Source organism: Bremerella alba (assembly GCF_013618625.1).
GTDB classification, from domain to species: Bacteria; Planctomycetota; Planctomycetia; order Pirellulales; family Pirellulaceae; genus Bremerella; species Bremerella alba.
In genome coordinates, this window is the sequence record NZ_JABRWO010000008.1 from 288,425 (window position 1) to 312,540 (window position 24,116).

At 53.6% G+C, this 24,116-nt stretch carries 19 protein-coding genes and 2 tRNA genes; 5 read left to right on the forward strand and 16 right to left on the reverse strand.

The genetic code is table 11. From position 1 onward, the window contains the following. Positions 1-71: 71 nt before the first annotated feature. The 5 genes from HOV93_RS15445 to accB all read right to left on the reverse strand — a co-directional run bounded on the left by HOV93_RS15445 (position 72) and on the right by accB (position 6,290). On the reverse strand, positions 72-1,370 hold the full coding sequence (locus HOV93_RS15445; protein ID WP_207397409.1) for a 6-phosphofructokinase: 1,299 nt from the start codon (positions 1,368-1,370) through the stop codon (positions 72-74). Positions 1,371-1,616: 246 nt separating this feature from the next. After that, positions 1,617-2,471 (reverse strand): LamG domain-containing protein, encoded by an 855-nt coding sequence (locus HOV93_RS15450; RefSeq protein ID WP_207397410.1) that lies wholly within the window; start codon positions 2,469-2,471, stop codon positions 1,617-1,619. Positions 2,472-2,575: 104 nt separating this feature from the next. Then, entirely contained in the window at positions 2,576-4,150 is a 1,575-nt protein-coding gene (locus HOV93_RS15455) for an arylsulfatase B (protein ID WP_207397411.1), read from the reverse strand. Between the two features lie 237 nt (positions 4,151-4,387). Further along, positions 4,388-5,731: an acetyl-CoA carboxylase biotin carboxylase subunit gene (accC, locus tag HOV93_RS15460; protein ID WP_207397412.1), complete on the reverse strand. Its 1,344-nt coding sequence runs from the start codon at positions 5,729-5,731 to the stop codon at positions 4,388-4,390. A 49-nt stretch (positions 5,732-5,780) separates the two neighbouring features. Then, entirely contained in the window at positions 5,781-6,290 is a 510-nt protein-coding gene (accB, locus tag HOV93_RS15465; protein WP_207397413.1) for an acetyl-CoA carboxylase biotin carboxyl carrier protein, read from the reverse strand. A gap of 287 nt (positions 6,291-6,577) precedes the next feature. Here accB and HOV93_RS25880 point away from each other — a divergent pair, with 287 nt between their 5' ends. Then, on the forward strand, positions 6,578-6,967 hold the full coding sequence (locus HOV93_RS25880) for a hypothetical protein (protein ID WP_235990417.1): 390 nt from the start codon (positions 6,578-6,580) through the stop codon (positions 6,965-6,967). 54 nt (positions 6,968-7,021) lie between these two features. On the opposite strand, the gene HOV93_RS15475 is transcribed toward HOV93_RS25880, so the two are convergent. The 5 genes from HOV93_RS15475 to HOV93_RS15495 all read right to left on the reverse strand — a co-directional run bounded on the left by HOV93_RS15475 (position 7,022) and on the right by HOV93_RS15495 (position 11,122). Beyond that, positions 7,022-7,747: a DJ-1/PfpI family protein gene (locus tag HOV93_RS15475; RefSeq protein ID WP_207397414.1), complete on the reverse strand. Its 726-nt coding sequence runs from the start codon at positions 7,745-7,747 to the stop codon at positions 7,022-7,024. 71 nt (positions 7,748-7,818) lie between these two features. Beyond that, positions 7,819-8,925, reverse strand: coding sequence for a M24 family metallopeptidase (locus tag HOV93_RS15480; protein WP_207397415.1), 1,107 nt, complete (start codon positions 8,923-8,925; stop codon positions 7,819-7,821). A 124-nt stretch (positions 8,926-9,049) separates the two neighbouring features. Further along, the gene (locus HOV93_RS15485) at positions 9,050-9,727 is read right to left on the reverse strand and encodes an HAD family hydrolase (RefSeq protein ID WP_207397416.1); all 678 of its coding nucleotides are present in this window, start codon (positions 9,725-9,727) and stop codon (positions 9,050-9,052) included. Positions 9,728-9,756: 29 nt separating this feature from the next. Continuing rightward, on the reverse strand, positions 9,757-10,962 hold the full coding sequence (locus HOV93_RS15490; RefSeq protein ID WP_207397417.1) for a S1C family serine protease: 1,206 nt from the start codon (positions 10,960-10,962) through the stop codon (positions 9,757-9,759). Between the two features lie 89 nt (positions 10,963-11,051). Continuing rightward, positions 11,052-11,122 (reverse strand) — tRNA-Gln (locus HOV93_RS15495). Between the two features lie 224 nt (positions 11,123-11,346). Between HOV93_RS15495 and HOV93_RS15500 the strand changes: the two genes are divergently transcribed. After that, positions 11,347-13,038 carry a SpoIIE family protein phosphatase gene (locus tag HOV93_RS15500; RefSeq protein WP_207397418.1) on the forward strand — a complete coding sequence of 564 codons (1,692 nt, stop codon included), beginning with the start codon at positions 11,347-11,349 and terminating at the stop codon, positions 13,036-13,038. A gap of 54 nt (positions 13,039-13,092) precedes the next feature. On the opposite strand, the gene HOV93_RS15505 is transcribed toward HOV93_RS15500, so the two are convergent. The 3 genes from HOV93_RS15505 to HOV93_RS15515 all read right to left on the reverse strand — a co-directional run bounded on the left by HOV93_RS15505 (position 13,093) and on the right by HOV93_RS15515 (position 16,811). Continuing rightward, a complete protein-coding gene (locus HOV93_RS15505) occupies positions 13,093-14,760 on the reverse strand; it encodes a 3-keto-disaccharide hydrolase (RefSeq protein ID WP_207397419.1) in 1,668 nt (555 codons plus the stop codon). Between the two features lie 236 nt (positions 14,761-14,996). Further along, positions 14,997-15,209, reverse strand: coding sequence for a hypothetical protein (locus HOV93_RS15510; RefSeq protein ID WP_207397420.1), 213 nt, complete (start codon positions 15,207-15,209; stop codon positions 14,997-14,999). A 108-nt stretch (positions 15,210-15,317) separates the two neighbouring features. After that, entirely contained in the window at positions 15,318-16,811 is a 1,494-nt protein-coding gene (locus tag HOV93_RS15515) for a hypothetical protein (protein WP_207397421.1), read from the reverse strand. A gap of 297 nt (positions 16,812-17,108) precedes the next feature. Between HOV93_RS15515 and HOV93_RS15520 the strand changes: the two genes are divergently transcribed. Beyond that, positions 17,109-17,969 (forward strand): phosphoribosylaminoimidazolesuccinocarboxamide synthase, encoded by an 861-nt coding sequence (locus HOV93_RS15520; RefSeq protein WP_207397422.1) that lies wholly within the window; start codon positions 17,109-17,111, stop codon positions 17,967-17,969. Positions 17,970-17,982: 13 nt separating this feature from the next. Here HOV93_RS15520 and HOV93_RS15525 read toward each other — a convergent pair whose 3' ends face one another. The 3 genes from HOV93_RS15525 to HOV93_RS26445 form a co-directional block, all read right to left on the reverse strand. After that, positions 17,983-19,845 carry a tetratricopeptide repeat protein gene (locus HOV93_RS15525; protein WP_207397423.1) on the reverse strand — a complete coding sequence of 621 codons (1,863 nt, stop codon included), beginning with the start codon at positions 19,843-19,845 and terminating at the stop codon, positions 17,983-17,985. 9 nt (positions 19,846-19,854) lie between these two features. After that, positions 19,855-20,679: a 3-deoxy-8-phosphooctulonate synthase gene (gene kdsA / locus HOV93_RS15530; protein WP_207397424.1), complete on the reverse strand. Its 825-nt coding sequence runs from the start codon at positions 20,677-20,679 to the stop codon at positions 19,855-19,857. A gap of 149 nt (positions 20,680-20,828) precedes the next feature. Then, positions 20,829-21,758: a diacylglycerol/lipid kinase family protein gene (locus tag HOV93_RS26445; protein ID WP_207397425.1), complete on the reverse strand. Its 930-nt coding sequence runs from the start codon at positions 21,756-21,758 to the stop codon at positions 20,829-20,831. A 759-nt stretch (positions 21,759-22,517) separates the two neighbouring features. Here HOV93_RS26445 and HOV93_RS15540 point away from each other — a divergent pair. Together HOV93_RS15540 and HOV93_RS15545 are read left to right on the forward strand one after the other, a co-directional pair. After that, positions 22,518-22,591: transfer RNA gene (locus tag HOV93_RS15540), tRNA-Thr, on the forward strand. 153 nt (positions 22,592-22,744) lie between these two features. Further along, positions 22,745-24,076, forward strand: coding sequence for a DNA-directed RNA polymerase subunit alpha C-terminal domain-containing protein (locus HOV93_RS15545; RefSeq protein WP_207397426.1), 1,332 nt, complete (start codon positions 22,745-22,747; stop codon positions 24,074-24,076). Positions 24,077-24,116: the final 40 nt, after the last annotated feature.

Genomic DNA, 24,116 nt, shown 5'->3' on the forward strand with positions numbered 1-24,116 from the left:
ATGCTTGTGCATGAAAAGAGGCCGCACTTCGGCGGCCTCTTTGGGTGAATAACGTTGTCTTTTTGACTGGCTTAGTCGTTGACGTAGGTTTCCAGGAAGCGAGCGAGTTTCTGGAAGTCGCAGCCTTGTTCGATGTGACGCACGACGGTGACCAGGTTTTCTTGATCGACCAGTTCCGTGAAGTCGACGTACTGCAGTTCAAACTGCCCCTTTGCCGAAACCATGACGCCGTTCAGCTTCTTTTCTACCAAGGCGCGGTACGCGCCGACGCCGAGTTGGCTGCCGAGGATCACGTCGTAGGCAAGCGGCTTGGTACAGCGAGCTTCGTAGCCCAACTGAATACCGGTGACTTTGCGGCTGCGGCCGGTCTTTTCTTCGTAGGCTTTGGCAACCCACTTGCTGAACGTACGACCGAGTTGGATGTCAGTGATGGCGATGTGGCCGTGGTCGTCGCGAGCGACACCTTCGAGGTAAGATTCCGGCAACATTTCGGCTAGGCCTTCGGCCATCACGATCACGCCAAATTCTTTTCCTTCTGCTTCACGAGCGAGCATGGTCTTCACGATGCGATCGACCACTTTTGGGACGTTCATCGTTTTCCGCTGCTTGCCGTTTTCGTCGGTGTATTCTTTGTCGACGAAATCTCCGGTGATGTCCTCGACACTGATTACCAGCGAAGCTTCGCCAGCGATCGCCGCGCCGTAAGCCAACCAACCTGCACTACGGCCCATTGCTTCACATAGGAAATAGGCCTTCGAGGCTTCACCGTCGTACAGCAGTGTACGGATTTCGGTGGAAAGGAAATCGACCGCGGTGAAAAAGCCGAACGTGAAGTCGATGCCGTTGTAGTCGTTGTCGATCGTCTTGGGCAGGTGGACGACCGGAAGCTTCTTGCTACCTTCGGGCAAGGTGTCTTGGAACATCTTGAACTTGTTGGCAGTCTTCAGCGTGTCGTCACCACCGATCGAAATCAAAGCATCCACGCCCAGCGAGCACAGTGCGTCGTAGGTGGTTTTGAAGGCCTTGCAGCGTTCGCTGTCTTTCAAGTGATCGGGGTGCGAGATCGCCTTGCCGGGGTTAGCCCGAGCAGTACCGATCATGATCCCCTGCTTGGCACGGCTACGGCTGAGGGACTTGTGGTCGAAGAGAATGTAGTCGCGATCTTCTTCCATCGGACGATCGGCACCGAACTCCATCAAGTTCGAGTAGCCGTTCATGATCCCCAGGACTTCGATGCCAGCTCGCATAAACGAGACAGCCGCGGTCGAAATCACAGCATTCGCAGCCGGTGCCGGGCCGCCGGAAAAGAGGATCGCGACACGCTTGAAGTTATGTGCAGGCTGTTCAGGACGGGAAAGGCTGTTGGCCATGATCAAAATCCATAGGGGAGTCGAATGCAATAAGTTGTCTGAACCGCTGATTTTATGCGTTACGCCGTTGTTTTCAACCTGCGTAAATTAACGGCGGCCAGGGGAAGTGGTTGCGGGGACATGCCTAACGATAGAACGCACGTAACGGGGCGTTGCTTTGCTTAAAATGGATATCGTGAGGAGCCGTCAGCTTGCAAAGTGTTTGTCGTCGGTTGAGCCGCGATTAAGCGACCCATCACCTGGGTTTTATTTACCTGAAATCGTAGCGGAATGGACCTCCGCCAATTCCTCTGCAGATAGGGCTCGCTTATAAACGGCTACCCCGCCCAGCTTTCCGCCGAAGCCTTGTTTGAGCATTGGTTTCTCGGCCTGGGGATAGTGGGGCCAATTGGGCAGGCACTGGCGAGCCACGGTGAAATCGGCTCCGTCCTTGCCGCCCTCGAAGATCGGCTTGTTCCAGGGAAACGGGTTGTGGCCTGGGTGCTCGTCGAGTTTGCCGTTGACGTAGACGCGGAGGAACTCGTGATCGTAGGTGTAAGCGATCATGGTCCACTGCCGTTTGGGAAGCTTGGTCTGGCCAGAAGCGTACGAGAAGCAAAAAGGCTTGCCGGGGGTCGCCCCGCCCACGTCCGATGCGTAGCCGTGCGTTTGATGTTTGGCAGGAATGCGATCCATCGTTTCAAAATTGGTTTGACTGCCAGCACAGGTAAACAAAGCATACTGCCGCTTTGCGTCGCGTTCGTTCCACATGCCGGCGATGTACTGCCAGTTGGCGTCGCTCTCGCGCTGAATCCAGGCGATGATCGTGACTTCGTCTTTGCCGCGAAAGTTCAATGCTGGGCAATCTTCCCGCGGTAGTAGCAGCCATTGTCCTTGGCGAATCTTCAGGCTCGTGCCGAAGATACCGTCTTCGGACTGTTCGATGGGGCCATTCTGAGGTTTCAGAACGTAAGAATGGGGCCCGCTGCTGGCGTAGCCATCGGCAGTTTGCTTCTGAAAGTCCCAGAAGCAAACCAGGCCCGGTCGGTCTACCACCGAGGGTGAGACCTCCTGAGCGGAGGCAATGGAAGCGAAACCAAAGAACGCGACAAGAAAGAACAAGCGATACAGCATCGTTTCAAGTAGGCCAAAATGGGGAATGAAGTCGGGTGGCAGGTTACGTCGTTAGTAGGAGATTGTAACCTGTCTGTCGCTTGAATTCCCGCTTACTTCACGATTTCGTCCCGTAGGCCATCCATCTTGCTCGCTTCGGCTCCTTGCGGGGCTTTAGGCCACGGGGTTTCGCCTGGGGCCCAGTCTTTAGGCTGCGTCGCACGGACGGCTTCGACCTTCTCGATCAGCCACTGAGGGACGTCCGCTTGCTCTTCGGCCCCGTAAACGTACGGCAGCGGCGGATCCATCAGCAGCGGCTTGTCGCCCAATGGCGGACGTTCTTTGCCGACCACGTCCAGGCGTTCGCTAAGCTCGGCCACCAGTCGTGGGTGCTTGATCGCGATGTCGGTTTGTTCTGACGGATCTTCTGCAATGTTGAATAGCATGTCCCCCATCAACTTAAAGTCGCCACGGCGAATCGTTGGTAGCCGGACGCTGCCAGCGACATCGTAAATGATCTCGTTGCGAGGGCTCTTCTCGCCAGAGAAAAACGTCTCGGTCATGTCCAGCCCGTCGATAGGCCTCTCTTGCTTGTGGTTACCGCCGGCCAGGGTGATGAACGTCGGAAAAAAGTCGGCGATGAAAACCAGACCATCTTGGGTGGTGCCGGGGGCAACATGGCCAGGCCAGCGAATCACGCACGGCTGACGAACGCCTCCTTCGAAGGTCGTGTTCTTAGTACCGCGAAACGGCGTGCTCAGTTCTTCCAGCACAGGGCCATTATCGTTGGCAAAGATGAAGAGCGTGTTCTCCTTGAAACCGTTCTTATCAATGGCCTGTTCAATGCGACCTACTGCTTGATCGAGACTTTTCAGCATCGCATCACGAATGGCAAGCGGGTCATTCGGGTCTCCCTGAAAACCAGGAGGCGGATTCAACGGGCCATGGACCGCATTGAACGCGACGTACATGAAGAACGGTTCGTCGTTGCCCTGGCGAGACTCAATGAGGCGTACCGTTTCATCCGCGATCAAATCGGTGGCATAGCCTTCTTCGTTGATGGGTTGCTGATTGCGGTGCCAGTCATAGACGGCATAGCGGGCCGGCGCGTTGTGCACAATCGTTTTGGTGTAATAGTCGATGCCCCAGGCATAGTGACCGTACTGATAGTCAAAGCCTTGCCCCATCGGCAAATGTTCGGGTAGCCACTCGCCGAGGTGCCACTTGCCCAGCAGGGCCGTGAAGTAGCCAGCGTCGTTCAATGCCTCGGCGACGGTACGCTCGTTGGTATCAAGGGCATGGATACGCCGGGTTGGTTCTCCGCTTTTGGTGTGGGCAAGCTCTAAGCCCAGCTTGGCGAGATAACTTGGCTTGCCGAAGTCTTCGGTCCGCCAGTCGCTCCAAGTTCGGAAGGCATATCGACCGGTAAGAAATGCCGAGCGGGTCGGGGCACAGACGCTATGCGTGTAGAACTCGTTGAGCCGCATCCCTTCGTTCGCCAGCTTGTCCATGTTAGGCGTGAGCGATGTTTCTTCCGGCTGATTGAAGCCCGGTTGATTCCAGCCCATATCGTCGGCCAGCACGAAAACAATATTAGGCCGGCTGCCTGGGGTATCGGCGAAGGTCGTGTTCGCATTCAGTAGCAAGGACAAAGCGGCAAACAGCAAGAAAAGCAGACGAGGGATCATGAACAACACCATAGCTCGACTAGATGAGATGGGGATCAGCGAGACGCTCATTTTCGCAAGTTCAGTGCGAAATTGAAGACAAAACTCACAGTGCAATGGAGAATTACCGCGAATGGAAGCGTGCGTTACACCCAATTGCCGATTTGGTAGAAAAACGACGGCAATTGTTGCAAGGGCAGGCGAAAAGAGGCCTGCCCGGTAACGCGACTTGCCAATACAAGCCGCGCGTTGGCTTTGTTAAGAAAACCAGGTTCGTTCCACAAACGTGGTGTCGATCTTCCCTTCCGCAAACGCAGAATGGTTGAGGACCTTCTTGTGGAAGTTGGCGGTGGTTGTAATTCCGTCGGTGCGGAGTTCATCGAGTGCCCGTAGCATGCAGCGAATCGCTTCCTCACGCGTGTTGCGATGCACGAGCAACTTGCCGATCATCGAATCGTAATGCGGAGGCACAACGTAGCCGCTGTAGACGTGCGAGTCGAAACGGACGCCGGGGCCGCCGGGGACGATCAACTGATTGATCTTACCTGGGCATGGCATGAAGTTTTTGTCGGCGTCTTCGGCATTGATTCGGCATTCGATCGCCGCGCCTTGCAGCTTGATGTCCTCTTGTTTCCAAGGGAGCGGTTCGCCACAGGCAACTCGGATTTGAGCTTGGATCAGGTCGATACCGGTGACCATCTCGGTGACGCAGTGCTCGACTTGAATTCGGGCGTTCACTTCGATGAAGTAGAAGTTCTCGTCCTTATCGACGATAAACTCGACAGTCCCGGCATTCTGGTAATCGGCTGCTTTGATCATCCGCACGGCGGCCGCGCAGATTTCGTCGCGTGTCTTCTGCGAGAGGTTCGGTGCGGGGCTTTCTTCAATCAGCTTCTGGTGCCGACGCTGAGTACTGCATTCACGCTCGTACAGGTGGACCGCATTGCCGTGATGGTCAGCGATTACCTGAACCTCGACGTGTCGCGGATGTTCGACGTATTTTTCGATGTACACGCCTGCGTTGCCGAATGCGGCTCCGGCTTCGGTTTGAGCCTGATTGAGGGCATTTTTCAGCACCAAATCATTGGCTGCCACACGCATGCCGCGGCCACCACCACCGGCGGTCGCTTTGATGAGAACCGGGAAGCCGATCTCGTGGGCGATCTTTAAGGCCTCGTCTTCGCCTTCGATCAGACCAGCCGAACCTGGCACGACCGGCACGTTTGCCTCGCGTGCCATGGTGCGAGCCGTATTTTTATCGCCCAGCTTTGACATCGCTTCGGGCGTGGGGCCGATGAAGTCGATGTTACAACTGCGACAGATGTCATTGAACTCGGCATTTTCTGCCAGGAAGCCATAGCCAGGGTGAATCGCTTCGACGTTGCCGACTTCAGCGGCGCTGATAACGCGATCGATCTTCAAGTAGCTTTGGGCACTCTTAGCGGGACCAACGCAATAAGCTTCGTCGGCCAGTTTCAAATAGGCAGCGTCACGGTCGGCTTCGCTGAAAATAGCGACCGTTTCAATGCCTAGTTCTTTACAGGCACGAATGATACGAAGGGCGATCTCGCCCCGGTTGGCGATCAGAATGCGGTTGTACATGACGTCTTGGTTCCTCGCTGCTTGGACGCGAGGCTAGATGAGGAACGAATTAGCCCTGTGGATCAACCATGAACATTGGCTGCCCGTATTCGACCGGTTCTTCGTCCTTGACGAGAACCTTGACGATCTTGCCGGACATTTCGGCTTTGATCTCGTTGAACACTTTCATCGCTTCGATGATGCAGACAACGGAATCATCCGAGATGTGATCGCCTACGCGGGCAAACGAATCGGCATCTGGCTTGGGCTTCGAGTAATAGGTACCCACCATCGGGCTCTTGATGGCAACCAGGTGAGAGTCAGCCGCTGGGGCCTCGCTACCACCTGAGGCTACTTGGCCTGGGGAACCCGCGGGTGCTTGCGCAACGGGCATCGGTGCGGCGTGCATCGGTGCCGGAGCGGCATAAATCGGAGGCTGACCACCTCGCTTGAGCGAGATTTTCTGGTCGCCTTCGCGAAGATCGAGTTCGCTCAGGTCGTGCTGCTTCATCAGTTCAACGAGCGAGCGAACCGTCTCGACGTTGAAAACTTTGCTAGAAGTCGATTTGGAATCGGACATTCGTTCTCTCCCACGGGATCATCCGCTAGGGGAATATGGTCGAATTGTATTTTGGCAAAGCTTTACAGCGTAAGGGATAACGGTAGGTGTCGTCCAGATGGGTACCCACCGGGAGAAGATTTGACAGGCATCTTCAGCATAAGGGACAATTAGCGCCCTTTGCGGGACAAATTGGGCCGGTTCACCCACCTGAACAGGCAATTTCCCTTTGACTCGGTCAGATTTTTACGTGAACACTACCTTCGTGAACGCTTGAATAGCCGATTACACCAAATTGATTGCCGGCCATGAGTGATTTTCAAGGTCCGACGCTCGAAGACCTGCAAGGGGAATGGGTTTGCGTCAACTTTGGCAACGATGGGCATAAAGTTCCTTTCTATGTTCCCTGGTTCAGAAAACCGCGGATCGAGTTTGAAGGCTACTGCTATAGGGCATTCGATGGCGATATTTGCCTGGAGCAAGGGCGTTTCGATATCCGACGGGGTGTCCAGTACTCGCTTCTCGATCAATTGATCGAGTATGGAGAGCACCACGGCAGAGAGCATCGCGGCATCGTTCGCTGGGTCGGCGATCAGCTAGAGCACCTGCAAGGGCATGTCGGTTACCCACGACCAGATGGGTTTCCCTATGGGAAAGGCTTTAGATGCCACTATGCCCTTTTGAGGCGAAAGCGGTAGTCCCGCCATCGCTCGGATGAATGATTGCTACCAGCCGTTTGAAAGATGAGTCTGTCATTCGGTTGTCGAAATCTTAAATTTGGCCGCCAAGCGTTTCGCCGTTTGCAGACGTTTTTCCGTAAGCTGGGATGTCTCGGCCGTTACTCGGCTAAGTAGTTCATCATCCGCGAGTTCCGGGGAACCAACCCCGAACGGAGGGTCGGGGGCATATTGAATCGCAAGTTCAATCCCTTTGGCGACTTCCTCTCCACGAAGTAAGGCAGCCACACGAAGAGCGCCATCAATCCCTGACGTGAGACCGGCCGCACTTACCAGATTGCCATCGATAACGACCCGCTCGTGGGAGGTCCGCGCGCCGAAATATTTCAGCAGATGGAGTGAAGCCCAATGTGTCGTCGCGGAACGCCCTTTGAGCAGTCCGGCTGCTCCACAGATTAACGAACCGGTGCAGACAGAGAATGTTATTTTCGCCTGGCGAGCTTGCTTGGTGATGAAGTTAAGTACGGTTTCATCTTCCATCAACTGCTCTTGCCCGGGACCCCCAGGCACCAAAAGCACATCCATCGGAGCCGCTTCCGAGAAGGAGGCGTCCGGTACGAGCTTAAGTCCTAGCTGATCTTGAACGACCGTTGGGGTTTTCCAAAGAAGTTGAATCGAACTATTGGGGAGGCGGGCAAGCACCGAAAAAGGCCCCGTCAGGTCGATCTGATCCATGTCCGGAAAAACGATCGCCCCTATTCGCAGCGACTGGTCAGCCGGCGTAAGAAATTCTTTCGACATACTTGTTGGGTCCGTCACGAGATTCTCCGTATCACTTGCCATAAACACCGCCGATTGAAGTATATACGGCTCTAAATCGAGATCGTCGCTTCCTCAAACGTCTTCGGCACGCTCGTCAGCACTTCGTGGCCGTCCTTGGTAACCAGAATGTCATCTTCTATCCGTACGCCGCCGAAGCCGGGGAAGTAGATGCCTGGTTCGACGGTGACAACCATGCCCGGCTCCAGGGGACGATTGCTAAGCGAGTTCAGCCGTGGTGCTTCATGGATATCTAGGCCGATGCCGTGCCCTAGCCCGTGGCCGAATTGTTTTCCCCAGCCCGCTTTGGCAATGATGCTGCGCGCCGCTTTATCGACGTCGGACATGATGACGCCTGGCTTGATTTTGTCGATGGCCGCCAGCTGGGCTTTCAGGCAAGTCTCGTACATCTTGCGCATTTTCGCCGGGACCTTGCCATAGAAGAGGACCCGTGTCAGATCGCTTTTGTAGAACTGGTAGTCCGCGCCCCAGTCGATCAATACGAAGCTGTCTTCTTCCATCTTGACCATGCCAGGCGTCCCGTGCGGACGGGCTGCCCGCGGACCAACGCCGACGATCGGAGTGAAGCTGGTCCCACGACCACCGTTGCGTTGAATCTCGTAAGTCATCAACGCTTCGAGTTCTTTCTCTGTTTGCTCGCCGCGAAGACCGGCTTTCAGGACGGCAAACGCTTTCTCCGCGAGAGACACGGCTTCGCGAATTTGGACGATTTCCCCTTTGTCTTTGATCTCGCGCAAGTCTTCCACGAGGCCATTGAGTGGCTTAATCTCGACTTTGGGAAGCTTGGCTACCACTTTGTTGAATAGCTGAACCGTCATCGACAAGCTTTCAATCCCAAGCTTGCCAATCTTGGCTTTAGTGACCGCCGTCGCGACCGAGTCGAGGATGGACGTGCCGGGCTCGCGAACTTCGAGCTTCACATGAGGGCATTCCTGTTCGAGCTGCTCGGTGTAGCGAGGGTCGCTGAACAGAACCTCGTCCTTGGCGGTTACCAATAGGTAGCTGTCGTCGCCGGTGAATCCTGTCAGATAGGTCACGTTTTTGAAGTTGGTGACCAACAGGGCATCGGCACCACATTGCTTCAGTTGACGACGGAGCTTGGTAACACGAGGATTCGATTTGCTGCGAGAGATGGCCATAGATTTTGCTTTAGAAGGGAAGTCAACGGTGTTATGCGTAGACCTGATTTTCGGAAAAGGACCTGCTTTCGCAAGCATCCTGAATGTTTATTCTAGCGCAGATGGCCGAGTTTTTGACCGTTTCTTAGCCAAAGATAAAACGCGTTACGGCTTCTGCATCCGCTAGATTGGTAAGCAAGAGGTCGGGCTTGGCGGCTTCGAGTTCTTCTTCCGAAAAGACTCCCGTCGCTACTGCGACTGCTTTTGCGCCGATTGACCGGGCACACTTGACGTCGTTGGGCGTATCCCCGATGACGTAGACATCGTTGGGAGAGATCGTTTCGCCGTGAAATACCTCGGCGGCCTCAAGTGCGGCACGGGCCACGTCGTCTCGGTTGGGGTGATGATCGCCGAAACCGCCGAATGCGAAATACTCGTGGATGCCGTAGTGGCCGAGTTTGAGTGCGGCCCCTTTCTCGACGTTTCCAGTCAGCAGCCCTAGCAGAACATCGTCGCGTTGGGAAAGCTTCGCCAACAGTGCGGCTACCCCTTCAAGTACAAGCCCTTGTCGCTGTGGAAGGTTGGTTGCCAGTCCGCCGAGGTATTGATCGAGGAACGTGTGCCAGGCGTCTTCGTTGAGCGTTTGGCCGTGCAGTTCGTAAAGTTCGGCGAAGATTCCACGATCAGTCTTGCCGCTGACCTGGAAGATATGCTCAAGTTCTGTCAGTTCAGCCACTTTCAGAAACGCCTCGATCATGGCATCTTTCCCTGCCATGCCGGTGGTAATGAGGGTTCCATCGATATCGAAGAGGCAGACTTTCATGGTGTTCCTTGGTGAGGCGGATCCAATTTCTAGGTCGATTCGGCTAGTTCGACATCGAGTTCTACTTCACGTTGCTTATCCGTCATGAGTCCTCGGAGAACTGTAACACGTACTGTATCGCCGACTTGATGATCGAACAGTTTCTGAACGATGTCCCCGAAGTTTTTGACCGGTTTGTCATCGATCTTAACAATCAAATCCCCCAGCACCACTTGTTGCTCGGATGAAATGATGGTGGGTAGGAGGCCCGCTTTTTCTGCTGGGCTTCCCGGGACAATCTCGGTGACCAATGCTCCTTCAAGACCCAGTCGGGCATTGATCGTTGGTGGGGCCACGCGAACGCCCAGGTAGGGACGCTTAATCTGGCCGTGCCGAATCAATTCGGTGACGACCGAATTAACCGTATCGACTGGTATCGCGAAACCGATCCCTGCGTAAGCTCCGCTGGGGCTGTAAATTGCCGAGTTTACGCCAATGAGCCGACCACCGCTGTCGAGCAAGGGGCCGCCACTGTTACCGGGATTGATGGCCGCATCGGTCTGAATTAAGTCGTCGATCTGACGACCGTCCTCCGCTTCGATCGAACGCCCTAGGCCGCTGATGATGCCGGTCGTAAGGGTATGATCGAAGCCGAATGGGTTTCCGATTGCAAATACCTTTTGGCCCACCTGAAGATTAGCTGACTCGCCGACCTCAATCGGCTCGAAGGCCTCGCCTTGGAAATTGGTTACCTGGAGGACGGCCAGGTCATGTTCCGGAGAAGAGCCCACGATGGAAGCCACATAGGTGGAGGCATCGGCGAAGGTAATATGAGCTGTGCCTGAACCGTTGGCAATTGACTGGACGACATGGTAATTGGTGACGATATGACCTTCTGCGTCCCAGACAAAGCCACTCCCCTGCCCTGTTGCCATTTCAGAAATTTTCGCACTTCCGTACATCCGAACCTGCTGCGAGGTCGTGATGAAAATGACGGAATTAGACGACTTCTCAAAAAGTTCGATCGTCGATTCTTCGTCATCGGCCAGATCACCCCGGGGGGTAATCGTCCTTGGCTGGGCATTGGGATTCAGCGAAGGCTTGTCGTTGGAGGTGGTCCAATAGCTAATTACCCAAGCCCCACAAAATGCGGCGACTAAGCAGTAGAGAAACAGACGCAAGAATGCGACCGGGCTCGGCTGCGACCGGGGTGAGTTAGCGGCCTCTGGAGGGCCGTTATGAGGGGGTGGCTCCATGAAAGCACGCAGGGACTTAGAGGGGGGAGCGGGACGGAGATCAATTCCGCGCGAAAAATTAGCTCGCAAATCGTGCGAGCTAACCAAAGCTGAGGAACTAGGATTTGAACCTAGACTAACAGATTCAGAATCTGTGGTGCTACCATTACACTATTCCCCATCAATTTTGCAGCGATTAAGGGTACGGCCTAAGTCGTCTGGCGTCAAGGGATTCAGGCGTCGAACTATAGTAGTCACCTGTCTTAGTTGGTAGACTACTCCCAACACCCATTAGGGAAGGTCATTTTAGTTTTCGGACGAATAAGGCCATTTCCCTCAAATTTTTCCGAGATGGTGTCCCAGCAATTGGGACTCGGCAACATTGGCGGGAGATCATCGCAAGGCATGTCCAGCTACCTCGTCGCTCTGAATGGTCCAGATTCTGGAAAAAAAATATTCCTCGCTGGCGAGGAATTTACCCTTGGTCGTCATCCCGAGTGCGATATCGTCGTTGAAGTTGGGGCCGTCAGTCGGTACCACGCAAAAATTGTGCGCAACGACAGCGGCTACCGTATCGAGGATCTGAAGAGCCGAAACGGGACCTACGTCAACGACGAGCAAATCGCCGAGCCCCATCAGCTGCAGCACGGAGATTCCATCCGTGTTTGCGATATCTCGTTCGAGTTCAAGCAAGAAGGTGTTAAGCCAGCCCCTACGGACACAGTTGGGCTCAAGCCGGATGGGCCGGGGGCATTCGGCGCCGTCATGGTGGACGACGACGGGGCAACCTCGACGATCATGTCCAAGTTTGAGGTCTCGTCGCAAACCGGTTCCATTCACTTGACGGCCAGTCCTGAAGTGAAGCTCAATGCCCTGCTCGAGATCACCCGGGGGCTGACCGGGACTCTCTCACTGGACGAGGTTCTGCCCAAAGTTCTCGAGGGTTTGTTCCACATCTTCCTGCAAGCCGATCGCGGATTCATCATTCTGCAGGATGGTTCGGGGAACATGGTCCCCCGATGGACTAAGGCCCGAAAGGAAAGTGACGAAGAAGAAATTCGTATTAGCCGTACCATCGTCAAGCACGTCATGCAAACGCGTGAAGCGATCCTATCTGCCGATGCGGCAGCCGACTCGCGGTTTGAGATGAGTCAGAGTATCACGGACTTTAAGATTCGCTCGATCATGTGCGCCCCGTTGGTCAATGCCCACGACGAAGTCATCGGCGTGATCCAGATTGATACGCTTGATCAACGCAAGCGTTTTCAAAAAGAAGACCTGGAAGTCGCCGTTAGCGTGGGAATGCAGGCAGCGGCTGCGATCGAACGAGCCCAACTCCACGACGCGGCGATTCGGCAAATTTCCTTCGAACGCGATCTGCACACTGCCAAACAAGTTCAAATTGGATTTCTGCCGTCGGTAAAGCCGTCGGTACCGGGGTACAAGTTTTATCACTATTATCTTGCCGCCAATTCCGTCGGCGGCGATTACTACGATTACATCCCACTGCCCGACGGCGGCACCGCGATTTTAGTCGGGGATGTTGTGGGGCACGGGATCGCAGCTTCCCTGATGATGGCCAAGTTGTCCGCAGAAGCTCGGTATTGTTTGGCTTCGATGTCCGATTTCCAGCAAGCCGCGTTTCATCTAAATAACAACTTCACCGCATACACTCCGGACGATAAATTCGTGACTCTGGCCATTGCGATTCTCCACCCAGAATCGCACCAGGTAACGCTTATCAACGCGGGTCATAACCCGCCGATCTTACGGAAACCGGACGGGACGTGCTGTATGATCGCCGAAGAAGAAATCGGCCTGCCGTTGGGCATCATGGAAGACATGGAGTACGACATCGCTCGATTCACGCTTGAGCCGGGCGATATGCTCTTCATCTATACCGACGGTATCAATGAAGCCATGAATGCAAGTGGAGATCAATTCGGCATGGACCGCATGTTGACTTGCGTCTCGCAGAAGTCGGACGACCTCGAGGTCTGCAGCAAGGCCATCATCGACGACTGCCGGAAGTTCATGGCCAACAGCCCTCAATTCGACGACATGTGCATGGTGTCGTTGCAACGCACAACCGAGTAAAAGCAAATCCCCCTCAAGAGCGAAGACGCTTTTAAGGGGGATATAGCCCAATTCCTAATTCTTTTCGGGCGTGACGATGGCTTCTGTCGGACGGGTCACCGCTGGGCCGCCGAGGTGCTCGATCCAGACGTTACGGAATACGACCGGATTGCCGTGATCTTGCAGCTTGATGGGACGGGCATCTGGGCCTTCAGCCTTGCCGGCACCGGTCTTGTTGGGAATCAGGTAGTTGTCTTGAACCAGGATGCCGTTGTGCTGCACGGTGATCCGAGCAGGCGAAGTTTTGTTCCCTTGGTCATCAAAGCGTGCGGCGGTGAAATAGACATCGTAGGTTTGCCAAGCCAATGGTGGAAAGCACATGTTGAGGTCGGGGCTTTTGGTTCGGTATAGGGCAGCACACTCGTTGAACTCTCCGGGTAGGCCGAAGGAGTCGAGAATCTGGACTTCGTAGCGTTCTTGAATGTAAAGTCCGCTATTGGAGCGAGCCTGACCAGTTGCATACGGCATGTACGGCAGGCGGAACTCAATGTGAAGACGAAAATCCTGGACCGGATCTTTCGTAATCGTTCCAATTTGCAGCTCACCTTTTTCGTTGATTTTTGCATTAACGAAACCTTCCGCAGAAGTTCCATCAAACAGAGTCATTGCCCCGGAACCCGGCTTGAGCCCCATCAATTCGCTGCGGCGGTGAACCTTCGTCAAAATCCCCAAGGTATCGCCTGCCGAGTTGATTACCGTGGCACTGTTGCCGGTAATGAAAACCTGGTAGTTCCCCTGGCTGAGAACGAGCTCGTTGCCATCTCGGGTGCCGCTCAGGTCGATCATGGAATCGTTTCGCCAGCCGTTACCGGGCAATCCTCCTCGCAGTTGTCGACCAATAAAGTTGCCGTCTCCGCGGGCAATGACTTGAATACCGGTCGTTTCGAGAATTCCACCGGGCAAACGCAGCTTCCCGTAGTACTCGCCTTGGAATGCGAAGTCTTCGTCCACCTGATTTAAGTCGGTAAACGCGATCTTTTTCGGATCAGGCTTGGCCTTCGGCGGGGGCACTGGTTTCGGTTCAGGCTTGGGAGTTTCTTTCGGGGAGGGAATTTCTTCAGGCTTGTCTTCAGATTTCGGCTCGAGCTTTGATTCCATCTTCTTAGACGCTCCCTCTTCTTGTTTGGGCTGGGGAGCTGGCGTCTTGGCTGGAGTCGGTTCGCCTTGCTTAGGCTCTTCCTTTTTGGGCTCAGGCTTCATCTCCTTCTTAGGAGCTGCCTTGGTGGGCTTATCGTCTGAGGTCTCATCCTTGTCTTTGCCCTTCTCCTTGGCTGGCTTGGGCTTCTCTTTTTTCTTAGAAGCTTCCTTTTTAGGTTCCGGTTTCATCTCCTTTTTGGGAGCGTCCTCGTTCGGTTGGTCTGCATCTTTGTTGGTCTTCTTTTCTGCTTTCCCTTTTGCATCATCCTTGGAGGACTTCTTTTTGTCAGAGGATTCCGGTTTGTCTTTCTTCTGGCGATTATTGTCTTTCTTTTTATCGCGGTCTTTTCGATCCTTGCGGTCCTTTTTGTCTTTCTCTTGTTTCTTCTTGTCGTGATCTTTCGAATCGTGCTTAGTGGATTTGTCTTTGTCTTGTTTTTCCGTATGTTCGTCGTCTTTCTTGGCAGACGATTCGAGACCGATCGCCGGACCGGCGAGCAGTGAGGTGATGATCAAGAGGGAAAACAGCGCACGATACAACGACATGATGGTGACTCCGACCGATGAATCTTGGCCTGTGCGTCTTAAAGCAGTTGAGACGCAGCCAAGGACAGTTCCGCAAGGGTTTGTTTTGGGGGAATGGGTAAGAAACTCTAGTTTGAATAATGAGGCAAACAGAATCAAGTTTTGAGAGAGTTATTCTGAGATTCCCGTTTAGCGCAAAAAAGAGCACCCAGTAGTTACTGGGTGCTCTTAAGTCTCGAAGAGTCATGCCGGTTGGCTTACTCTTCGGTTTTTTCTTCGGCTGGTGCTTCTTCGGTAGGTGCATCGCCCATTGGATTAGCTGCGGGAGCTTCACCTTCAGCAGGCATGGTGATATCGGGATCGTCGGTGTTTTCAACCGGTGGTGCGGCCGTTTTCGAATCGCAACCAATCGAGAATACCATTAAGCCCATGACCAAACTGGCCGAGCACATCCACTTCAAAACTGACATAACGAAAAAACTCCAATAGCGTCAAAAGCAAAAATTTCGAGGCGGGAAAGCCTAGTCCCTAATTGTAGGGGCTGCGGGCTTCCGAAAAAACGTGACCCTTAATCTTTTCTAAATATTTTCAGGAAAGTAGGTTCGGATCAATTCGGTCATCTTGGTCACAGCGGATTTAGGACGGCCGCGGGGATCGATGAGACCTGCATGAGGAAAACGATGCGGTTGCGTATCCGAGACTTGGCTCCAGAAGACACCTTGCACTTGAGGGTGAGTCAAGAGAGCGGGCAAAACATGCTCGACCAATTCTCGTTGGGTCCGCCGGCTGATTCGTTCCAGCGGTTCTTTTTCTCGGTTGGCGTCGTAGAGCGCGGTCTCGTCAGGACGCCACGAGCTAGGAGCCGACAACGTCACAAATAGCGGGACGCCTAATAAGCTCCAGTAGTCGAGTAAGTCGACTACGTCGAAGAATCCTCGAAAGTAAGTGGCCGGAGACAACTCACCAAAATTCAGTTCGAGACCTATCCCGGTAATTCCCACGCGGGCCCGCACTAGCTCTTCCGCAAAGTGAATCGGGGCCAACTCGCGATCACGGTTGGTCATGTACTCGCCCCACGGCTTGGCGAAACTGACTAACAGCGGAGCACGCAGGCCGGCGGTACGAATTGTTTGAATGATATGCAGCAGTATTTGAAGTCGCTGCTCTTCTTTTAGATCGAGCGAAGTCTGGGCGTTGAGTCCAGACGCACAATACCAAAGGTCGACTCGATTGCGATAATGTTGGAGAAGTGCTTCGGTGTACTTGGTAACAGCACTGAGAACTTCCTCGAAGTCGTTTTCCCAGAGGTAAAGCCAGTCGGGCGTTGCGAATCGATCCAGGCAGAACATCGGCCCAAGCACCGTCGCATGTCCTTGCTCGCGTACAGCATCCAAAGTGACATCGACATCCGACCAGTCGTAATGTCCGACCTCGGGTTCACACTGTTTCCAGTTGGGTTCGACGAGGACCGTATTCAGTGAATCGGTTAGCAGTGGTTTGACCTCGGCCGACAGTGGCTCCGTTAACGCGATACCGCGAAGGAACGCCCGGTCGCCTGATTGGTTCGAGATGGCATGAAACGACGCCGTCGCATAAACGTGTTCCAGGTGCGTCAGCCCGCGCATCGAGTACGTCAGGCTTTTGACCGCCAAGGCATCCGATTCGGATGGATCGTCTTTCGATACGGCCGCTCTGGCAAAGTAATTGGTCGCGTCCTGCAAGAGCTTTTTGGTGACGTCTAACAGATCGAGTTCTGCATCTAGGCAGGCATTGGTAAGCGTGCGAAAGCGGAATAGCGAACCGCGGGCCAATTCAAGCAGTAAGTTGTAGGGGGTCTTATTATCGACTCGCAGCGCACAGGTCGATAGAATCTGCGAAGACCGGCGATCCTTGCGATAAGGGACTTTGACCTTTACTCCGTCCGTTTCCAGAACGTCGAGGACAAGACGGTCGTCCGAGCGTTTGACGGACGTAGCGCGGACCAGTCGATCGCAGCCGACCACGTGGATCACGCGGCAGTCTTCATCCGAGATGGTCAATTCAGTTGGAATTCGAAACGTTAGTTTGGGCAAAACCCGGCTCGCTCTCATACTTGGGGTTTAATCGAGAATGCCAATCATGTTGCTCTCCCTGCGTGATAGCACGCTCTTTCAATTCTAATCGTCGGCAATGCCGGGATGAACCACGAAAATGTCCATCAAGTGGGGTATGTTGGCTGGAGCAACTCTGCGGGTAATCGAGTTTACTAGGTCTGTTTCCAACACACGGCCTGTGGCAAAATGCCGATTGGACGGGCCAATGCGACTGGATCGGTAATTTGGCCCCAACTTCCTAGTATATCTCCTTTGGCGACTCACGATCGGAAAAACATGGGACTCGACTATCCCGTTCGACAGGGCAAAGTACGCGACGTCTATGATCTGGGTGAGCAGGTATTGTTGGTGGCATCCGACCGAATCAGTGCATTTGATTATATTCTGCCATCGCTCATTCCGGATAAGGGGCGTGTACTAACCCAGATGAGTCAGTTCTGGTTTGAGACTTTTGATGTCCCTCACCACCTGATTTCGACCGAGGTTCAGCAGATGAATCTGACCGGCGACGTCGATCTGAGTGAGTTGGAAGGTCGCGCGACGTTGGCTCGCAAGACGGAAGTCATCCCGATCGAATGTGTCGTGCGCGGCTATCTGGCCGGATCGGGTTGGAAGGAGTATCAACGCAGTCAAACCGTCTGCGATATTCCGCTGCCGGAAGGATTGCAGCAAGCCGCCAAACTGCCGGAGCCCATTTTCACGCCGGCGACCAAGGCCGAATCGGGGCATGACGAGAATATCTCGTTCGAGCGAATGGTTGAAATTGTCGGCATGGATATGGCGAACTTGCTCCGAGAAAAGAGTATCGCGGTCTATAAGGCCGGAGCAGAACGGGCGATAGAACACGGAATCATCATCGCCGATACCAAGTTTGAATGGGGCGTCGTCAACGGAGAAGTATTATTGATCGACGAAGTGCTGACGCCTGATAGTTCTCGATTCTGGCCCCAAGACGAGTATGCGGTTGGAATGAGTCCCCCCTCGTTTGATAAGCAATTCGTTCGCGATTGGTTAGAGGCCAGCACTTGGGATAAAAACAGCCAACCTCCCACGTTGCCTCCGGAAGTCGTCGAGAAGACGCGGGCCAAATATATCGAGGCCTACGAGCGAATCACCCAGCGAAAATTCGCGTGGTAATGAATCTGGAAATTTAATTCTCGGTCGTTTGTTCAGCCTCTGCCGGTGACGATTCTGCTGCGTTCGCTTTATCGTCTGGCGACTCGAATTCTGTTTCGGGCATTTCAGGATCTTCTGCCGTTTGTCGCTTGTCTGCAGTTTCTGCTTTCGATTCCAGAAGTGGCAAACGTTGGGCCCGCAGGGCGTTTCCACGGCGATAGGCAGACAGGACGTCGTCGTCATCGGTATAGAAGTCGAACGCGGTTTGGGCCATCTCTTGGCTCTCGTCTTGTTGCGCGAGACCTTCTGCACTGCGGGCAATGCCGTAAAACGCAGCGGACTTGAATCGCGTGTTGGGGAACTCTTCCAGGGTTCCATTCTCGAAGAAGTAAATTGCCGATTCGAACTGCTCATCTTCCAGGGCGATCACGCCTAGATTGAAGCTGGCCAATTCTCGCCACAGCAAAACATTTTTTTGCACGCGATCTAATAAGAACCTCTGGACCTCGGGGTTGTCTGGAAATTCCATGCCTCCCATTGCCAGCATTTCGAGCTGTTCGCGTTCGTTTGCGATTCGGAATTGCCGTTCCATGAGACGCGTTTCCATGAACATGGAACGAGCGCCTCGTTGCTGCGATTCGTCGTCGAATATGCACATCAGTTGCAGTGTTCTGGCTGTCGCAAAGGGAGTCATCGTGTCATAGATCCAGCGTTCAACTTGGAAGAGAGGCCCCAGAACTGGGTCTGACAAACGCTTGCCGATTGCCATTTCGGCTTCGAAGGGAGTGGTCCAAAGTTGAATGTCGGTAACTCCCTGGAAGTTCGACAGACGGTCTTTCAACGAGGATGGATCGACGTGAACTTTCATGGTGGAGTCGCCTGAGAGGACCCCTTCAAGCAGTTTCGTAGCTTGAGTAAGTGCGGTCGATGGGGCTTCAATCAGAAGCGTGACATTCTCGAGATCCTCGGCCGTTACCGGGTACTTGTAGTTTGCCGAGGCCATCGCTTGCAGGTCTTCTGGATGTTTTACCAAGTGTGACAAGCGTTGGATCCCGGTACCGTCCTTTTCAGAGATTGGCAACGCGTAAGCCATATCGAAGAGAAACAATTCTTGTCCAATCGCGACGCCGACTACCTGGGGCTGCTTATCTCCCTGACCAAACTTCAAGACGACGGCATCCAGACCTTGTTGGCGGCACAACTGAATGAAAACTCGGGCCCGCTCCAACGCGTCCCCTTCGTTCAATTGCAATGCGTTCCAGGTATCGCGACTTGTTCCAGGAGCGAATTTTCCTTCCTCATGTTCATTTGTCCGAACCGGGTGAATATGGCGGATCGTCCAATCGAAAAACAAGTAAGCTAGTCCGAGGTCGTTCACTTGGCTTTGGTCGAGCGTTTGATCGATTTGCGCGTCTAGAAAGGCCTGCATGTCCGCCGGAGGTGTTTTATTTTTTCGGATCCAGTCTGAAATGGACTTGGCCCAAAAGGTACCCACGAGAAAGTCAAATTCGCTTCCACGAAAAGTGGCTGAAGCGAACTGCGGCGGCTGATCAAGGAAAGGGCGACTTTCTAAGTCCTGCAAGCCCGGCAAACTCTGAATGGCCTCGGGGAGTTCGGCAACCATTGGGTCGGGCTGCCAAGTGGGATCAAGCTTCTGGGAAATCAGCCAGCGATTCATAAGCTCGAGAACTTCGGCCTTCACCTTGCCGGTTGGGTATCGATCCAGGTCTCGCAGATAAGTCATTGCCTGATCGACGAACTGCTTGGCACTGCCTCCTTCGGTCGAGACCGTCGCTTTGGTGTGATCGACTTGGGGGCGAATCTTCCTTTCGCCACATCCCAGCACAAGAACGACCAGCAGAAGAAGAATTGAGGAGGTGTGATGCGTGCGGCTCATGAGGATTGATTAACCTTGGGCCGCTGCGCGGACGGCCAAAATGCGCTGAAGTAAATTTTCCAGTTCCGACAGCGGAACCATATTGGGACCGTCGCTTGGTGACTTGTCTGGCTCGGGATGGGTTTCCAGGAACAGCCCGTCGATTCCGATCGCCGCTGCCGCCTTGGCTAGGGGAAGTACCATCGCGCGATTGCCGCCCGTTTGGCTACCCAGTCCGCCTGGTTCCTGAACGCTATGCGTCGCATCGAAGACGACCGGTACGCCCAGAGAACGCATTTCAATCAAGCTACGCATATCGTTTACAAGACGACCGTAACCGAAGAACGTCCCGCGTTCGGTCAATAATGTTTCTTTTGCGCCTGCTTCTTTGAGCTTTTCGACAACGTGCTTCATGTCCCAGGGGGCCATGAACTGCCCTTTCTTCACGTTGACTGATTTTCCGGTCTGTGCCGCAGCAACGAGCAAATCGGTTTGCCGGGCAAGAAATGCCGGGATTTGAAGGATTTCGCAAACCTGTCCCACAGGAGCGGCTTGATAAGGTTCGTGGAGATCGGTCGTGACCGGAATTTGGAACTCGGTACGAACGGCTTCCAAAAGCTTTAGACCTTCTTCCAGGCCTAATCCTCTGTACGAATGAATGCTGGTACGGTTCGCTTTATCGAACGAGGCTTTGAATACCAACTGAATCGGTAGTCGTTGGGCCAGTTGGCACAAATGCTCTGCGATTTGAAATGACAATTCGCGCGATTCGAGCACGCAAGGGCCTGCGATAAGTAATAATCGCCCTTCTGGATTCAGGGCGAACGTCGATAAGGTTTGGTCCGAAGCGTTCAAGGGCTATCTCTTCGTTAGGGGGAATCACTCATCCTATTTTCCCGCCAAAGATTCTCCCAGGGCGTCTCAGGTTAATTATTCGCAAAGACTTAGAGCGAGATCTTGGTTAAGCGTATTTTGCCACGAGTGCGGTGAAAATCCCATCCGCCTTATTTGCTAGATCGCGCAGGGGGCACAATCAGCGGCAGGTAGTTGGGACGGACCGAGAGTCGAATGTCAGTGAAGCCGGCGGGATCGCCATCGGTCTGCAGTGGGACAGGGCCAGATTGGCAACGGATTTCTGCCGAACGAGCCTTGAATCGTTTCACATCGCTGCGATGGGCGATCGTTCCTGAAAGAAGCGAGGTGATGTAAGACGCTGTCGACCCAAACCCGCTTTGAGTCAGTACACATATATCGAGCAGTCCGTCATCAGGGACGGCATCAGGAGTCATCTCGAACCCTAACGCGTATCGTGGAACATTAAAAGCAAATGCCCAATAGCCTTGGGTTTGCGTTCTGGAGCCGTCCTCCAACTCGATATCGAGTTCCAGCTGCGGGTACTCATACTTCGCAAACATCTCAAACGCCGGTCGTACGTAATGAAACTTGGTGAGATGTCCGTTTCGCCGCTGATGAACACGGTGGACAACTTCGGCTTCCAGCCCAGCTGAAAGCATCAACATGAACGTCCGATCACCGAATTGCCCAGCATCAAGTCGCCGTACAACGCGGTGGGACAACATCTTTGCAAAGGCGCCAATATTGGTGGGGATTCCCAAGTATTTAGCAAGAATATTTTCGGTACCGGCCGGGTAGATCGCAATAGGAACCGTACCGCTGGTTTGTCCGGCAATCATTGCAGCTGTTCCGTCCCCCCCGACAGAGACAATGAAATCGGGGCGTGGAGCCGCTTCTTCTTCCCATTGGCTGGCCAATTGCTCAGGGGAGTTGATCTCTACGGTATTTAGACCCAGTTCCTCCAACAGCTCGCGCAGACGTGCATGGTGTTGCGGCTTGTCATAGCCACCGGCGATGCGATTAATGAAAAGCCAAGCGGTTTCTGTCGAAGTTGCTCGGCGAGCTTCCGTAAAGGTCACTGGTGCGTTGCTCGTGAAGGTGCGTCTAACTAAGGATTATCTCATCCTATCCGTCTACCTGGCAAAAACGAAGGCTAACGTAATTCCATTTCAATTTGAGACGTTTTTCAGCTTCGCGTAGTCATGAACACCCGGCGTCTCAACATGAGATGCGATAGGCAAATGGTAAGTTGCTCATTGACAATAGGTTATGGCTTGTTTTCTCGTTTCTAGACAAAGGGCCAGGAAAAAACCCGCTAAAAATAGTATAATATAGGGGTGTGTATTATTTCTTTGTGGCATCTTGGGTCACGTACGCAAAATTCCCATTTGCATTAATTTATGCGTGTTTGGCTCTAATTTATCTAAAGTTTTGCGTGCCAGTAAGTTCGGATCGTTTTTGAGATTTTTCGTTGGTTTGGTTCGGAAATTGCACAATGAAAGTTCATCGGCTCCTCGGAGGAGTCGGTAAGCTGGCCCGTGGGGCCGCTGTCGAACTTAAGCTGGGTGGTTTGCCTTGCCCCTGACGATTCAGCTTCTCCAACGCGGGTTGGTACGACAGCGGTCCCTCGATTTTTTCTTGGGTTATTTTTCTAGCTAAGTCTCGCATTAAGTTCGCTTTAGCCTGAATTCTCGTGTGCTTTTCGAGCCAAGACTCATTTCCTTGTTGGGTCGTCTGTCAAACCTTGCCTTAGTTTCTAAAATCAATGGCTAGGGTAAGTTGACGCAATCGATGACCTTCAGTATCTTGGAGCGTTTTGATTCGCGACTCGCGAGTAAGCCAGCGTAGCTTCAATTGGCAGAGCACAGCATTCGTAATGCTGGGGTTACGAGTTCGACTCTCGTCGCTGGCTCTTCTTGTTTCCCAAATGCGAATGGGTAATCGACTCGCTTCCAGTCAGGACAATTCCTAACTTGGTCAATAAAAAGCGGGGAAACGCAGTGCCCAATGATCTCCCCCGAGCTTTCGCACTTGGGCCTCGACAAAACCGTTTGGAGCCCCGTTGATGATTCAAGGAATCGATTTCGATCTTAAGAGCGTTGTTCTCACGAATTCATCCTTCGGTCCGGAGGAGATTCGTCAGATCCTGCGAACGGTAGGACGCGACTACAACGCCTTTTCAACGCTTCGCGATAGCGTTTCCGAGCTGGAAGACCAGTCGGAAGAGCGTTCGCCGGCCACAAACGTCCGATTGGGCGTTTGTCAGTTCATTATGGGTAATTACAATGGGGCCGTTCAAACGCTATCGGCCGCCGATGGTGGTGCCCTGGCCCATTATTATCTTGGGCGTAGCTATTTCTGCATGCAGAAATTCGACAAGGCGATTGAAGCATTTCAGTCGGCCCAGACTGCTGGTTACAACAAAGACGATTGCCAGCTGGGAATCATCGAATCGCTTCGCAGCAAAGGCGAATCTGAACAAGCATTGCAGATGCTGGACAATATGTTCGGCCCAATCGAGTCCACCGCCAATTATCTCTATCAGCGTGCTGCCACGGTTGCTTCGCTGGGGGGCAATCCAGCGGAAGTGGTTGCTCTTTACGAGCGTGCTGTCGAAGCCGATCCGGGCCATGCAGGGGCGCTTTTCGGTCTGGCTTTGGAAAACGATCGTCGCGGTAACGACACGATGGCATTGCAGCTTTACCAGAATGCTGCCGCTGTTTTTCCTACGCATGTGGGTGCTCTGCTGAACCTTGGTCTGCTTCACGAAGATCGGGGTGAATATGATCGTGCGACGCACTGCTACCAACGGGTTCTCGATTCTTACCCGGCCGATAAGCGAGCTCGTATGTACATGAAGGATGCTCAGGCATCCGGCGATATGTACTACGACGAAGAAGAGCAGAAGAAACGCGACCGCATGTCGCAAGTGCTCAGCATTCCGGTTACCGATTTCGAGTTGTCGGTCCGAAGTCGGAACTGTCTGCAGAAGATGGGCATCATGACTTTGGGCGACCTATGCCGCTGCTCAGAGCAAGAGCTTTTGGCGAGTAAGAACTTCGGCGAAACGTCACTGGTTGAGATCCGTGACATGCTGCGTTCTAAAGGGCTGGAATTGGGCCAGGCGTCGACTGAAAAGCCATCGACACCTGAGGTCAGCTACGATACTTCCGGTTTGTCTCCAGACGAGCAGGCACTGCTGGATCGTCCCATTGCTGAACTCAGCCTGTCGGTTCGTGCTCGCAAGTGCATGGTTCGCTTGGGGATTTCCACCATTGGCGAACTGGTTCGACGCACCGGCGATGAACTTCTCGAATGCAAGAACTTCGGCGTGACTAGCTTGAACGAAGTTCGCGAGAAGCTGACTAACTACAACCTGAAGCTTCGCGGCGACTAACTTGTCGTTGTGTGGCCAGTGGCCTGCAAACTTAAACCCA

What these genes read in the sequence shown, in the direction of transcription:
- HOV93_RS15445 (WP_207397409.1), bottom strand. Translation starts at nt 1,370, where the DNA reads ATGGCCAACAGCCTTTCCCGTCCTGAACAGCCTGCACATAACTTCAAG.
- HOV93_RS15455 (WP_207397411.1), bottom strand. Translation starts at nt 4,150, where the DNA reads ATGATCCCTCGTCTGCTTTTCTTGCTGTTTGCCGCTTTGTCCTTGCTA.
- accC (WP_207397412.1), bottom strand. Translation starts at nt 5,731, where the DNA reads ATGTACAACCGCATTCTGATCGCCAACCGGGGCGAGATCGCCCTTCGT.
- accB (WP_207397413.1), bottom strand. Translation starts at nt 6,290, where the DNA reads ATGTCCGATTCCAAATCGACTTCTAGCAAAGTTTTCAACGTCGAGACG.
- HOV93_RS25880 (WP_235990417.1), top strand. Translation starts at nt 6,578, where the DNA reads ATGAGTGATTTTCAAGGTCCGACGCTCGAAGACCTGCAAGGGGAATGG.
- HOV93_RS15475 (WP_207397414.1), bottom strand. Translation starts at nt 7,747, where the DNA reads ATGTCGAAAGAATTTCTTACGCCGGCTGACCAGTCGCTGCGAATAGGG.
- HOV93_RS15480 (WP_207397415.1), bottom strand. Translation starts at nt 8,925, where the DNA reads ATGGCCATCTCTCGCAGCAAATCGAATCCTCGTGTTACCAAGCTCCGT.
- HOV93_RS15485 (WP_207397416.1), bottom strand. Translation starts at nt 9,727, where the DNA reads ATGAAAGTCTGCCTCTTCGATATCGATGGAACCCTCATTACCACCGGC.
- HOV93_RS15490 (WP_207397417.1), bottom strand. Translation starts at nt 10,962, where the DNA reads ATGGAGCCACCCCCTCATAACGGCCCTCCAGAGGCCGCTAACTCACCC.
- HOV93_RS15500 (WP_207397418.1), top strand. Translation starts at nt 11,347, where the DNA reads ATGTCCAGCTACCTCGTCGCTCTGAATGGTCCAGATTCTGGAAAAAAA.
- HOV93_RS15505 (WP_207397419.1), bottom strand. Translation starts at nt 14,760, where the DNA reads ATGTCGTTGTATCGTGCGCTGTTTTCCCTCTTGATCATCACCTCACTG.
- HOV93_RS15510 (WP_207397420.1), bottom strand. Translation starts at nt 15,209, where the DNA reads ATGTCAGTTTTGAAGTGGATGTGCTCGGCCAGTTTGGTCATGGGCTTA.
- HOV93_RS15520 (WP_207397422.1), top strand. Translation starts at nt 17,109, where the DNA reads ATGGGACTCGACTATCCCGTTCGACAGGGCAAAGTACGCGACGTCTAT.
- HOV93_RS15525 (WP_207397423.1), bottom strand. Translation starts at nt 19,845, where the DNA reads ATGAGCCGCACGCATCACACCTCCTCAATTCTTCTTCTGCTGGTCGTT.
- HOV93_RS15545 (WP_207397426.1), top strand. Translation starts at nt 22,745, where the DNA reads ATGATTCAAGGAATCGATTTCGATCTTAAGAGCGTTGTTCTCACGAAT.